The sequence below is a fragment of the Shewanella sp. TC10 genome (genome assembly GCF_009663145.1).
In the GTDB taxonomy this organism is placed as follows: domain Bacteria; phylum Pseudomonadota; class Gammaproteobacteria; order Enterobacterales; family Shewanellaceae; genus Shewanella.
This window is the reverse complement of the sequence record NZ_VKHR01000004.1, coordinates 94,780-108,310: the sequence shown is the minus strand read 5'-3', so window position 1 is coordinate 108,310 and position 13,531 is coordinate 94,780. Positions and strand designations below refer to the sequence as shown.

The 13,531-nt window shown below is 40.3% G+C and carries 15 protein-coding genes; 7 read left to right on the top strand and 8 right to left on the bottom strand.

The genetic code is table 11. From position 1 onward, the window contains the following. Positions 1–8: 8 nt before the first annotated feature. The 7 genes from FNZ24_RS02485 to FNZ24_RS02455 all read left to right on the top strand — a co-directional run bounded on the left by FNZ24_RS02485 (position 9) and on the right by FNZ24_RS02455 (position 4,960). Entirely contained in the window at positions 9–509 is a 501-nt protein-coding gene (locus FNZ24_RS02485) for a GNAT family N-acetyltransferase (RefSeq protein WP_153912830.1), read from the top strand. A 103-nt stretch (positions 510–612) separates the two neighbouring features. Then, on the top strand, positions 613–1,401 hold the full coding sequence (locus tag FNZ24_RS02480) for an SAM-dependent methyltransferase (RefSeq protein WP_153912829.1): 789 nt from the start codon (positions 613–615) through the stop codon (positions 1,399–1,401). Between the two features lie 101 nt (positions 1,402–1,502). Then, positions 1,503–1,772 carry a hypothetical protein gene (locus FNZ24_RS02475; RefSeq protein ID WP_153912828.1) on the top strand — a complete coding sequence of 90 codons (270 nt, stop codon included), beginning with the start codon at positions 1,503–1,505 and terminating at the stop codon, positions 1,770–1,772. A gap of 252 nt (positions 1,773–2,024) precedes the next feature. Next, a complete protein-coding gene (locus tag FNZ24_RS02470; RefSeq protein WP_194944979.1) occupies positions 2,025–3,548 on the top strand; it encodes a GGDEF domain-containing protein in 1,524 nt (507 codons plus the stop codon). 175 nt (positions 3,549–3,723) lie between these two features. Beyond that, positions 3,724–4,065 carry a hypothetical protein gene (locus FNZ24_RS02465; protein ID WP_153912826.1) on the top strand — a complete coding sequence of 114 codons (342 nt, stop codon included), beginning with the start codon at positions 3,724–3,726 and terminating at the stop codon, positions 4,063–4,065. Between the two features lie 74 nt (positions 4,066–4,139). Continuing rightward, entirely contained in the window at positions 4,140–4,607 is a 468-nt protein-coding gene (rimI, locus tag FNZ24_RS02460) for a ribosomal protein S18-alanine N-acetyltransferase (protein ID WP_153912825.1), read from the top strand. Positions 4,608–4,741: 134 nt separating this feature from the next. Beyond that, complete coding sequence (locus tag FNZ24_RS02455; protein WP_153912824.1) at positions 4,742–4,960, top strand: DUF6500 family protein; 219 nt, start codon at positions 4,742–4,744, stop codon at positions 4,958–4,960. 69 nt (positions 4,961–5,029) lie between these two features. Here FNZ24_RS02455 and lipA read toward each other — a convergent pair whose 3' ends face one another. From lipA to mrdA, 8 genes are all read right to left on the bottom strand, one after another. Continuing rightward, on the bottom strand, positions 5,030–5,995 hold the full coding sequence (gene lipA, locus FNZ24_RS02450; RefSeq protein WP_153912823.1) for a lipoyl synthase: 966 nt from the start codon (positions 5,993–5,995) through the stop codon (positions 5,030–5,032). A gap of 1 nt (position 5,996) precedes the next feature. Then, positions 5,997–6,647: a lipoyl(octanoyl) transferase LipB gene (gene lipB, locus FNZ24_RS02445; protein ID WP_153912822.1), complete on the bottom strand. Its 651-nt coding sequence runs from the start codon at positions 6,645–6,647 to the stop codon at positions 5,997–5,999. A gap of 93 nt (positions 6,648–6,740) precedes the next feature. Then, complete coding sequence (gene ybeD, locus FNZ24_RS02440) at positions 6,741–7,007, bottom strand: DUF493 family protein YbeD (RefSeq protein WP_153912821.1); 267 nt, start codon at positions 7,005–7,007, stop codon at positions 6,741–6,743. 159 nt (positions 7,008–7,166) lie between these two features. Then, positions 7,167–8,348, bottom strand: coding sequence for a serine hydrolase (locus FNZ24_RS02435; RefSeq protein WP_416384807.1), 1,182 nt, complete (start codon positions 8,346–8,348; stop codon positions 7,167–7,169). Between the two features lie 234 nt (positions 8,349–8,582). Then, a complete protein-coding gene (locus FNZ24_RS02430) occupies positions 8,583–9,401 on the bottom strand; it encodes a septal ring lytic transglycosylase RlpA family protein (protein WP_153912862.1) in 819 nt (272 codons plus the stop codon). Positions 9,402–9,417: 16 nt separating this feature from the next. Further along, positions 9,418–10,428, bottom strand: coding sequence for a lytic murein transglycosylase B (mltB, locus tag FNZ24_RS02425; protein WP_153912819.1), 1,011 nt, complete (start codon positions 10,426–10,428; stop codon positions 9,418–9,420). 78 nt (positions 10,429–10,506) lie between these two features. Then, the gene (gene rodA / locus FNZ24_RS02420) at positions 10,507–11,619 is read right to left on the bottom strand and encodes a rod shape-determining protein RodA (RefSeq protein WP_153912818.1); all 1,113 of its coding nucleotides are present in this window, start codon (positions 11,617–11,619) and stop codon (positions 10,507–10,509) included. After that, the gene (gene mrdA, locus FNZ24_RS02415) at positions 11,616–13,472 is read right to left on the bottom strand and encodes a penicillin-binding protein 2 (protein ID WP_153912817.1); all 1,857 of its coding nucleotides are present in this window, start codon (positions 13,470–13,472) and stop codon (positions 11,616–11,618) included. The genes rodA and mrdA overlap by 4 nt, the downstream gene beginning before the upstream one ends. Positions 13,473–13,531 lie beyond the last annotated feature (59 nt).

Sequence of the window (13,531 nt, the reverse complement as noted above, 5' to 3'; positions counted from 1 at the left end):
GGGATAGCATGCAGGAATATGAGTTTGAAACTGAGAGGTTAAAAGCAAGATTACTTGGAATAAAGGATAAAGACTTTTTTATAAGTTTGTACACCGATCCCCTAATTATGAAGTATATTGCAAAACCTTTATGTAAAGAAAAAGCTTTATTAATGTTTGATAACGCATTAAAAAACTCAAGTTTATCGTTTGTTGATGCTAAACAACATATTTGGTTGATAATCTTAAAAAGTACAAATCAATTAATTGGTATTCAGAGCTTTACGTATAACACTGATGAAAATGATAGCGCAGAAGCAGGTATGATTTTTTGCCGTAATGTTCAAAAAAAAGGGTTCGCTGTTGAAGCATTTAAGGGATTTATAGATTTTGGATTATCGGTTATGGCTTTAAATAAAGTGTTTACTTATTGCAGTCGAGGTAATGAGGCGGCAATTAAAGTTATTGTTAAAACCGGTTTTAAGAAACTAGATAGTCAGTCTGAACTGTTAGGCTTTTCTATTTCTTAAGTTCAATCTTTTGAGTTTAATATAGCATGCAACAATTCCAAAACAATTGTATTGCTGTTATCTTAAGCAGAAATTTAGTGTTTATGAATCAAGAAGATTAAAGATGTCGGGTTCTATAGCTTGCGTAGGTATTGGTATGACATTGGGTGCACATATATGCCCAATAAGTAAAAGTTACATTGAGCAAGCTGATGTAGTGTTTTCTGCTGTATCGCACGGTATTACTGAATTATGGTTGCAAGAAATGCATCCAGATGTACGCAGTTTACAAAAGTATTATCAAGAGGGTAAATCACGCCAAATAACCTATAACGAAATGGTTGATGCGATGATGACTGAAGTCAGAGCGGGCAAAAAGGTGGCAGGGGCTTTTTATGGTCATCCTGGGGTATTTGCTCAAGCACCGCATAAGTCTATTGCTATGGCGAAAGCTGAAGGGTTTCCAGCAAAGATGGTCCCGGGTATTTCAGCTGAAGATTGTTTAATCGCAGATTTAGGTATTGACCCTGGTCGTTTTGGCTGCCAGCAATTTGAGACAAGTCAGTTTATGTTTTATAAACGTCTATATGATCCATCTTGTTATCTGATCTTATGGCAAATTGGCTTAGCCGGCGATAAATCGCTGTCTAAATTCTCAACTGGGGCAGCTCATCGACAAGTATTGGTTGAGTTATTAGCCGAGAAATATCCTTTGGAACACCAAGTCATTTTATATGAGGCTGCCGTACTTCCAATAGATAAGATTCGCATTGAAACTTTATCGCTTTCAGAGCTAGTGACTGCTGATATTCATATGCACACCACCCTAGTTATTCCACCAAGCCAAAAAATGCAGCTAAATAAAGAGCTTGTAGCACGTTTGGCTGAAATTGAGCAAGAATTAGCGCAGTAGGATATCGCGCAATTAAATAGTGTATTAGCATAAGTTGAATTGCTGCATTATAACTAAAAAACGTCGTTAAATCGGCACTTTAGCAATCTTAAGGAGACAAGATGTCAAGTATTATCAAGTTATTAGAACGTATTGGACAAGAATCAGGCTTAACAGAATCAGCAATCGAGTTTGAAACGGCCATTACAGAATCGAACCTAAATGAACAATTAAAGCAAACTATGTTGAATAGAGATATTGTTGCTTTAGAAAAAGCATTGGATATTTGTCCTGATGTTGTTTGTATTTTATTGCCTGCAGATGAAGAAGAAAGTGAAAGTGAGGCTGATAAGCCATCAGAAGATAAAGTTGATATTGCAGCAATAGCGTAATATCGAAAAGTGCTAATGTTCAAAACTATATTTTTTTTAATACCACTTTTTTTCATTACCTCGGTTTGGGGTAATGAAAAAAATGACGTAAATACTTTATTGGAAACAGCTGATAAGTTCAGAACAAGTGATCCTAAAGAGTTTAACATACTGTTAGATGAATTAAGCTTAAATAAGAATAATTTCAATCAAAATCAAAATGAATATTTTGATTATTTAAAAGCATTTAAATTTGCTTTTAATGGAAACTTTTTGGAAGCTCAAGCAGTGTGGGAGCGACTAAGTAAACATGGACAATCTAGAAATATCCAATTTAGAGCGAATGTATCCCTGATAAATACTTTAGCTATCTCTAAGCAATGGAGTAAGGGGTTAAATCTAGTTGAAGAAAATTTAAATAACTTGAAATTTATTGATGACGATGAGTTGAGCCAGCTTGGTATCTCTGCAACTGCACTTTTTTATAACAAATTAGGGCAATATGAACTTGGCTTAAATTACGCGAACAAGCTTGATAACTTACTTCTAGAAGGACGCAATCATTGTATAGCTAAACATCAGGTTGTCGAGGCTAAATTTTATCTTAAGCAGCTATCGTTTAATTCAGCTGAGCTTTTGGATGCTATAACTATTTGTAAATTAAATAATGAGCCAATTATTCTCAGCTCTATATATACATTTATGGCTAACTTGCATTTGGATATGGGTAATTCACAAGATGCGATAAATTTGTTGTTAGAAAACCTAACAAACCTTGAAAACGTTAATTATGTACCAATTTTATCACATTTTTATTCATTGTTATCTCAAGCTTATTTTGAAATCGAAGAGAATGATAAAGCAAAACTCTATGGCCAAAAAGCTATATCGATAGTAGATAATATGTCCCATCCAGTAGCTGAAATGATAGCTTATGAAGTTTTGTATCAAATTGCAGTTTTTGATAATAACTTCGAGGAAGCGTTGAATTACTACATTAAATTTGCTGAAGCTGACAAAGCTTACTTTGACGATCTTAAAACCAAATACCTCGCTTTTCAGTTAGCGCAACATAAAGCCGTTGAGCAAAAAGTCCAAATAGAATTACTCAATAAACAAAACAAACTATTACAAGCTAGTCAGCGCTTAGCCGAAAGTGAAACTGAAAATAACCGTTTATTTATGGCTTTGCTGATCATGGTGATCAGTTTGTTGGCGATTGCGGCTATTCGCTCGAACAGAAACCAAAAACGATTAAAACACCTTGCTCAAATAGACTCGTTAACCCAAATTTATAACCGTGGCCATTTTAATACGGCAGCGCAAGATGCGATGTCAGCTTGCCAAGTTAATCAAGACAATATCAGCTGTATTCTGTTTGATTTAGATAAGTTTAAAACTATCAACGACAACTATGGCCATGCATGTGGTGATTGGGTGCTTAAAAATGTTGCTCGTACTTGTAAGAATATAGGCCGTACAAACGATATTTTTGCTCGCTTAGGTGGAGAAGAGTTTTGTATTATTCTGTCCCAATGCGATGCTGCGACAGCAATACAAATTGCTGAGGATTACCGTAAGGCAATTGAAAACATTGATAGTAGCCCAAGTGGTTACACATTCCCTATTACTGCAAGTTTTGGGGTAACGGACAGTGAGCAGTCTGGTTACAGTGTTGAAGCACTAACAGGTCATGCAGACAATGCCATGTACCTAGCCAAAAGCACAGGCCGTAATAAAGTATGTAACTATGCCGATGTTCAAGCCTCTAAAGAATCTTGTTCGGTGATTATTTAGTTTTACACTGACTTAACGCCATAAGGCTAATGCCACAAGAGATAAGCCGTTTACAAATAAAGCGATTGCGCTCAAAGCGTTAATCGCTTTATTTTTGGGTAACAAACCGAGTAGTGAACTGCTATTCTATGCTTCAAGAAATTATGCCCTCACTTACTCATTTTTGGAGACCACTTTGGATAAATCAGCTTATTTAGATGCAATGGGTGTATCTCGTTGGCGCAGTGCTGATGCCAAAGGTAAGCCTTATCTTATTATTCAAGATTCCGATACTGATATTTCTCAGCATGCCATTGCCCTAGAGGTTTTGGGGTTACTGAGTGTAGATCTGAACGATTGTGAATTTGATACAGAGATGGTCAAAGGAATGCAAGTGGTGTGGGATATGCGTAAATTAAAGGTGCGCCCTAGAGTTGCTTGGCTGGTATCTGCACCATTAGCAGCTCTTGAAACTGGTCATCAAGCTAAGCGCGAATTATGGCAACAGATATACCAACACCTTGCTAAAGCAGCCTAATTAAATCCTTATTTCGATAAAGAATCGCTTGGCTTTTAGTTAGCTTTTATTTTAAGAAACCTATTTTAAAAATTATGTCAGAAACAAGCTCATTCTCGAATTCTATAGTGATTAAGCCTCTTAGCCCTGAAAACGTTGCTGAGATGTCTAGTGTTGAAAATCAAGCTCATAGTCATCCTATGAGCTTGTCCAATCTAGAAGACTGTTTTGGGCGTTTGTATCGTGTTTTTGGTGCTTACGAAGGTGAACAACTTATTGGTTTTGCGATAGTGCAACAAATAGTTGATGAGCTGACCTTGTTAGATATTTGCATCAAACCTCAGTCTCAAGGTAAAGGCTTAGGTTTACATTTACTGAATCATATAATTAGCGACGCAAAACAGCATGAGGCTGTGATTGTCATGCTTGAGGTGCGTCAGTCTAATAAAGCGGCAATAGGCTTATATCAAAAACTGGGTTTTGTAGAGTCTGGTCGTAGAACAGGCTATTACCCTGCAGAGTCGGGTCGTGAGGATGCGATTTTAATGGATTACAGGCTTTAGATTTTCTTTAGCTTTCTATGACTCTCTTTGACTTTGTTTTAGCTTGTTAGCTATGCCTTAGCTTGTTAGCCATTTCTTGAACAGTGATTTAATGCATTTACCGATGTAAGAGCCGATTTAATAACAGGATAAAAATGAGAGACTCATTAAGAGCGAAGATTATTCAAGTCTGCGATAAGAAAATAGCCGCAAAAGGCGATAATGTTGGTTTATCTTTTTATGCTTTTTTTGCCAATAAAAATGACAATCCTGAGCTATTGATGGAAGCCGCAACATGGTGGATTGAGACTCATCGACTTGATCATTTTGTTAAGGCAAAAGAGATTAAAGCCATGGTTGAAAGCGGTTTGTAACTTGAATCAATTATTTAAGGCAAATAAAAACGGCGCTTAAAGCGCCGTTTTTTTTATGAGTAAGGAAGTTTATTTCACTTCTTTACCTTGAGCTTGTAAGTCTGCATGGTAACTTGAGCGAACTAAAGGACCACAAGCAGCATGGGTAAAGCCCAGTTCGTCTGCTAAATCTTTTAATTCATCAAACTCAGCTGGCGGCACGTAACGTTCAACCGGCAAATGGAACTTAGATGGTTGTAAGTACTGACCTAAGGTTAGCATTTCCACATCATGGCTGCGTAAGTCACGAAGTACTTGAGCAATCTCTTCGTTAGTTTCACCTAAGCCCATCATTAAGCCAGATTTTGTTGGCACATCAGGGTGACGCTCTTTAAAGCGTTTCAGTAAATCTAATGACCACTGATAATTAGCACCCGGACGCGCTTTACGGTAATGCTTAGGCGCTGTCTCAAGGTTATGGTTGAAAACATCAGGTGGCTCAGTAGCAATAATATCTAAAGCTGCATCAATACGACCACGGAAATCTGGGACTAAAATCTCAATTTTGATGTGAGGGTTTAAAATACGGATTTCACGAATACAATCAGCAAAGTGTTGTGCACCACCGTCACGTAAATCATCACGATCCACTGAGGTAATAACCACATACTTAAGCTTCATGTCTTTGATGGTTTGGGCAAGCTTTTTAGGTTCAGCTGCGTCAGGTTTAAGTGGACGACCATGGGCAACATCACAGAAAGGACAACGACGAGTACAAATAGCACCTAAAATCATAAAGGTGGCAGTACCGTGGTTAAAACATTCAGCTAAGTTAGGGCACGATGCCTCTTCACAAACTGAGTGCAAACCGTTTTTACGTAAAGCTGACTTAATCTCAGTAATACGCTGGTTTGATGCAGGTAGCTTTACGCGTAACCAGTTTGGTTTGCGTAACATGGTTTCCTTTTCAGAAGGAACCACTTTTACTGGAATACGTGCGACTTTTTCGGCATCACGCAGTTTTACACCAGGTTGTAATCTTTCAGGCCTATTCATATTATTCTGCTAATCCTTGATGATGTACAAGTTCTTGGTAGCCCAATACTTTGCTTAATGTTTGAATCAGTTTGTCGCCAGCATCTTCAACGGTTTGTGGGCCGCCTAACGCTTTGCATTGCACCATTTCCATTCCCGCATAACCACATGGGTTAATACGCTGAAACGGAGCTAAATCCATATCGACATTGAGTGCTAGGCCGTGGAATGAACAACCTTTACGAATACGAAGCCCTAGCGAGGCAACTTTACGCTCATCAACATATACCCCAGGGGCATCTGCTTTGGCGTAGGCGTTCACATCGTACATTGCCAACATATCAACAATACTTTGTTCAATATTGTTCACTAATTGTCTGACGCCGAGTTTACCGCGTTTTATGTCGATAAGTGGATAGACAACTAGTTGGCCAGGTCCGTGGTAGGTCACTTGCCCGCCACGGTCGACTTGGATAACTGGGATATCGCCAGGATTGAGAATATGCTCGCTTTTGCCTGCTTGGCCTTGGGTGAATACGGGCGAGTGTTCAACAATCCACAATTCGTCGTTGCTGTCGCTATCACGATTATCGGTATAAGCCTGCATAGCATGCCACACGGATTCGTAATCTTGACGGCCAAGATGTCTGATATGTAACGCTTGAGTTTGCAAGGGCAACCTCTCCCCTCAAAAAAGATGGCTTATTATACGCACCTAACACCAAAATGACATCAAAGTGTTAGCTTGATCACGTTTTGCTCATGATTAAAGTACGCGGTTTACGCCTTCAATTGCCGCAAGGTCGGTATAAACTTGTTCGATATGCTCTTTGCTGGTGACGGTAATGCGAATTGAAATCGCGTAGTAAGTCCCTTTGCTTGAGGCTTTTACAGTTGGTGCATAGTCACCTGGAGCAAGCTTTTGCGCTACTGCGACAATGCGATCCGCTAGGGTATCATCGGCTGTGCCAATCACTTTGAATGGGCAAGAATTCGGAAATTCCATTAGTTCGCCAAAGTTTGTTTCTAACATGTGTTTGCTCTCTGCAGTTGTAATATGTGCTATCAGTTCTATATGGGGTAATTATACTGTAATACAAGGCTAATGCCGCTAAATAAAGCGCTAAAAACAATAAAGCCACCCTGAGGTGGCTTTAAATAAATCGCTTAATACTTCAGTTTGCTGAAATTATTAACCGAACCAACCTTCAAACATTTGCTTAAAGTAATCCATTAACTTGCTGAACCAGCTACCTTCGTTAACTTCATTAAGTGTAACAAGTGGGAATTCAGCAATGTCTTTTCCGTTTAGCTGGAAGAAGATACGGCCGACAGTTTCACCTTTTGCTAATGGTGCTGTTAGCGGTTTAGTTAACTCGAAGTTGGCTTCTAAGTTTTTAGCCTGACCACGGTTGATGGTGATAGGCGTGTCAGTGACAACACCTAAATCAACAGTTTCACGATCGCCGTACCAGATTTTTTGAGTGACGAAAGTATCGCCAGCTTTGTATGGGGTAATCGTTTCAAAGAATCGGAAGCCATAGTTCAGTAACTTTTTACTTTCAGCTTTACGTGCCGATTCGCTGTTGGTGCCCATTACAACTGTGATTAAACGCATGCCATCATTAGTGGCTGATGATACTAGGTTATAACCTGCGCCAGATGTATGGCCGGTTTTAATACCGTCAACGTTTAGGCTGTTATCCCACAATAAGCCATTACGGTTATATTGTTTGATGCCGTTAAAGGTGAATGATTTTTCCGCGTAAACACGGTACTCATCAGGTACGTCACGGATTAAGGCAGCGCCTAATAGTGCCATGTCGTAAGCGGTGGTTTTATGATTGTCAGAATCTAAGCCATGTGAGTTTTCAAAGTAACTTTGGGTCATGCCCAGTTGCTTTGACCATGAATTCATTAAATCAACAAAGCCGTCTTCAGTGCCTGCAATGTGCTCTGCCATTGCAACACAAGCGTCGTTACCTGATTGGATAATGATGCCGCGGTTAAGATCTTCTACGGTAACTTTTTTGCCAACTTCGATAAACATTTTTGAAGAGTCTGGGAAGTTTTTCGACCAAGCTTTTTTACTGATGGTCACTTCATCTTCAAGAGAAATATTGCCCACTTTAACTTCATGACCAATCACGTAACTGGTCATCATTTTAGTTAAGCTAGCAGGGTTTAGGGATTCATAGGCATTACTTTCAGCGATAACACGGCCTGAGTTGTAATCCATTAAAACGTAAGCTTTAGCGGCTACTGTTGGCGCATTAGGCATAACCATGGGTGCGTTGGCTGCTAGAGAAGAAAAAGATACAGATACAGCGGAAAGCAGCAGCAAAGATTTAAGCGGAGTGTTAACAATTTTCATCATTGAGTTTGCACATCTCTGGTCAGTCGTGAAAGAAGTAGTGTCGTTTATTAATATTTAATTATATTACAGCGTGTTAAAACTAAAGTGGATAATTAGTTAAGCTGATTTACAAAGTAAAACGACACAATTAATAGAATTATATCATTAGTCGACCACAAATAGGCATTAAGGTTCCTTAACACTCACTATTTACTGAAGCCGACATATTGCACTGAGTAACGATAGTTTAGTTTATTTCGCTTTAGGTTTTCTTAAATAGCTTTGTGGATAGCCGTCTTGCTTAATTTGCAGCAGCAATTTATTGGCTAAATAACTTTGTCCTATTGGACCTAGTAATAAGCGATAAAACCCATTAGCCGATTCAACAGTAGCAGGCACTTGATACTTAGCTTCAAGCTCTTTTGCGAGCACATTAATTCGAACCTGATCTTTAGAAGCGACCACTTGAATGATGTGAATGCTATCGTCTTTGAGCTCATCCAGTGCCATCGACTCTGGTGATTCGATGTGAATCGTTTCAATATTAACTTTCGCGGTACCACTTCCGAGCATGTCGAGCTTGTAAGCGGCGGCGTAAGATAAATCTATGATGCGACCTTCATGGAAAGGGCCGCGGTCATTCACACGTACTATCACTTGCTTATTATTGGCTTCGTTAGTGACTTTAACGTAGCTAGGCAAGGGTAACGTTTTGTGCGCCGCAGACATAGAATACATGTCGTAGGTTTCACCATTTGAGGTTAAATGGCCATGGAATTTTGATCCGTACCAAGACGCATAACCACTTTGGCTAAAATCTTTTGCGCTTGGCATAACAGTATAAGATTTACCACGAACGGTATAAGTACGTTTATTGCCTTGGCGGCTATATGGCTCGTATTTAGGGTGAGCGTCTTCAACTTTACTGACATCTGGTGCGCTTTTAGGTGCACGGTCGTTTTTCATCTGATAACGATCATCTTGGCTAGTCGATGAGGAGCTTGAACAAGCACTAAGCAGTGTCATTAAGCTCACCGTACCGATTGCGACAAGGCTATTTTTCAGTGTCATTGACGAAATACTCAGTCTATTTTGCATTGTAAGCCGCTTCTAACTGTTGGCTGAATTGATAAACGGCCATGGCGTATAACGGACTGCGGTTATAACGAGTAATCACGTAAAAGTTGTTTAAACCTAACCAGTACTCAGTCGCTTCTGGTTGTTCTAATTTAACCAATAAAGCACGTTGAGAAGCATCAATGTCTTTTGCTTTCGCTAGGCTTAAAGTTGGCGATAAAATGTCGGCAACAGTCTGAGTTGGCTTACCTTTTACCCAGACTTTAGCTTTAGGGGCTGTGTCAACGGTATGGTTTAATTCTAATGTAACGGGGGCGCCTCGTTGCCAACCATGTTGATGGAAGTAGTTCGCCACACTGCCAATCGCATCTTGTTTATTATTGAGTAAGTCACGACGACCATCGCCACTGAAATCAACAGCGTAATGGCGGTAGCTTGACGGGATAAATTGGCCAAATCCCATTGCACCGGCATAAGAGCCTTTTAGGTTGTCATTATCTAATTGTTCTTCTTTAACTAATGACATTAAGTTACCAAATTCACTACGGAAAAAGGTCGCTCTTGGCGGGTAATAAAACCCAAGAGTGTATAGCGCATCTTGGACTTTATAATTACCCATATAACCGCCATAAAAGGTTTCGATACCAATTATAGCTACTATGATTTGCGGGTCGACTTGAAATTTATCTGCCGCTTTTTTGATGGTGTCAGCATTGTCATGCCAAAAGGCTAAGCCTTTTTCTAAGCGTTTGTCAGTCAGAAAAATAGGATAGTACTGATGCCAAGGCTTGGCTTCCCAAGGTTTAGATATCGCATCTAATACCGCTTGGTTATGATTAGCTGTGGTGAGAAACTCTGTGACTTCCTGTTCTGAAAAGCCCTTACTCACTTGCTCAGTAATAAATGCTTGTTTAAGTGCCGTGACTTCTGGAGTGTCTGCTGAGTCTATCTCGGTTGCTTGAATACTTGAGCAACTAAGTAATAAGGCTAAACCCGCAGCAAATGTTGTTTTTAAATGCATTAACAATCCTTTTGTTATCTTGGTATCTTCATTTCGGCTTAATTTGAACTGCCAACCATTGAATATACAGGGCAAATCTTAACGGTCTATGAAACGTCTATGGGTATGAATACTCATTAATATCCCAAAACCTATCATCAAGGTCATCATGGAGGTACCACCATAGCTGACTAATGGCAGCGGTACACCTACAACAGGTAATAGACCGGAAACCATACCAATATTTACGAAGATATAAACGAAGAAAGTCAGTGTAATACTGCCTGCAAGTAGACGAGCAAAACTGGTTTGTGCCCTCGATGCAATGACTAACCCACGGCCAATAATATACATGTATAAAGCCAGTAGTACTAAGCTACCAATTAAGCCAAACTCTTCGCCGATCACCGCAAAAATAAAGTCGGTGTGTCTTTCAGGTAAAAACTCTAACTGAGATTGTGAGCCTTGCAGCCAACCTTTACCCCATAAACCACCTGAGCCGATGGCAATTTTTGATTGGATAATATGGTAACCAGCGCCCAATGGATCACGCTCTGGGTCGAACAAGGTCATGACCCGAGTTCGCTGATAATCATGCATCAAGAAGAACCATAATATTGGCAATAACGCGAGAATTGCAGCCACACAACTGCCAACAATTACCCAACTCATCCCTGATAAAAACAACACGAATACACCTGATGCGGCGACTAAAATAGAGGTTCCTAAATCAGGTTGTTTCGCAATTAACAGTGTTGGAATTAATAGAATCACTAAACCACCGGCAAGGTGGCGCTTTTTAGGCGGCAATGGAAACTTACTAATGTACCAAGCCATGGTAATAGGAAAGGCGAGTTTGATTAGCTCAGACGGCTGAAACTCCATAAATCCAAGGTTTAACCAGCGCTGCGCCCCTTTGTTGATGGTGCCAAAAAAGTGCACCCCAAGTAACAAGATAATGCCTGCAATATAAATGGGCAGTGCCCATCGCCGCAGTATTTCTGGGTTAATCTGTGCAAAAACAAACATCACAAACAGTGACAAGCTTAAACGAACCAGTTGTCTTTCCATCATTGCGGCGTCTTCGCCGCTGGCAGAGTAAATAACGAATAGACCAAATACCATTAGCGCCAATAAGCCTAATAATAAAGGCAAGTCTATGTGTAGTTTTTGCCAGATGTTCTTTTTATGGGGGTGGTGAGATGTATTCATTCTGCCACCAACCATTCATCACGTAACATATATTCGTCCAATAAGGCGCGGGCAACAGGGCCTGCATTAACGCCACCCCAACCAGCATTTTCTAGCACAACTGCTAGCACAATTTTAGGGTTTTCATATGGGGCATAAGCAATGATTAATGCGTTGTCTCTTAAATGTTCAGCAACGGTTTCAGAATCATATTTGGCATCTTGTGCCACACTGAATACCTGCGCTGTACCGGTTTTCATTGCTGCTGTATAAGTGGCATCGGTAAAGCGAGATTTATCGGCGGTGCGGCGCATGGCTTCGTTAATGATTTCCCAGTTATTGTCATCATTAAGCAGGATTGGAGCTTGCTCATCAATTGGAGTATCAATCTTAGATGTTTCATCTTTAAATGATTTCAACAAGTGTGGTGTAAAGCGCTGGCCACGATTAGCTAAAATGGTAGCCGCATTAGTCAGCTGCAAAGGGGTAGTAGTCCAATAGCCTTGCCCAATACCCACTGAAATAGTATCGCCTATATACCAAGGTTGGTTATAGCGCATACGTTTCCAATCTTTAGAAGGCATGATGCCGTTGGCTTCTTCGTATATGTCGATGCCCGTTGGTTCACCAAAGCCAAATTTAGACATGAATTCAGCCATTTTATCGACGCCGACTTTGTAAGCAAGGTCATAAAAAAAGGTGTCACAAGAGTCTATTATTGAGCTATAAACATCAACCCAGCCATGACCCCAGCGTTTCCAGTCACGATACTTACGTTCAACATTAGGAATCTGCCAGAAGCCTGGATCCCAAATGCGAGTTTTCTCAGTAATGGTTTTTTCTTCAAGTCCTAACAAGGCAACGTGTGGTTTAATAGTTGAAGCAGGAGAGTATTGGCCTTGGGTCGCACGGTTAATCAGTGGTCGTGATTTATCATTTAACAGCGCGCTGTATGCTTTGGAGCTTATTCCATGTACGAACAGGTTAGGGTCGTAAGTTGGGCTTGAAACCATAGCTAGTACGCCGCCATCTTGTGGATCGATTGCCACCACAGAGCCTCGGCGCCCATCAAGTAATTCCATGGCTTTTTGCTGAAGCTTCAAATCTAGCGTTAGGTAAATGTCTTGTCCTGGTGTCGGCGGGGTAGCTTTAAGCGTTCGAATGACACGGCCGCGGTTATTGACTTCTTCTTCTAAATGCCCAGGTTTACCGAGTAATAGGCTTTCATAAAATTTTTCAACGCCTTGCTTACCAATGTCATTGGTTGCAGCATAATTTTTCCATTCTCCAGACTTTTCAAGCGAAGTTCTGTCACGTGCATTAATTTTACCCACATAACCCAATACATGGGTCATCAAACCTTCATAAGGGTAATGACGCTTAAGGCCTGCCTCGACTCTAAAACCTGGGAATTGGTGTTGATTGACACTAAAGGTCGCGACTTGTTCTTCGGTTAAACGCGATTTGATTGTTAACGGTTTAAAGCGGCGATGGTAGCGAAGTCTTTCGGTGATGGTCTCACGTTCATCTGCGCTCAATTCTATATATTCGTTGAGCTTATCGAGTGAAGCGGTAATGTCTTGCGCTTTTTCAGGGATAAGTTCAAGGGTATAAAAAGGTTGGTTTTCAGCTAAAAGCTGACCATGTCGGTCGTAAATGAGTCCACGACTTGGCGCGACTGGAACAACACGGATTCGGTTATCATTAGAGCGAGTTTCATAATCTTGATATGAGACGACTTGCAACTGATACAAGTTGGAAAGTATTAAACTGATTAGGATAAACACGCACAGGAAAGTGAACAAAGCACGACGTTTGAATAGCGACGCCTCGGCAGCGTGGTCGTGCATGGCAATGCGCTTTTTTGGCGACACTTAAGCTATCTCCGATAGGGTTCAGGCTGAAAAATTCAGAATAGCTATATTAGCTGAAT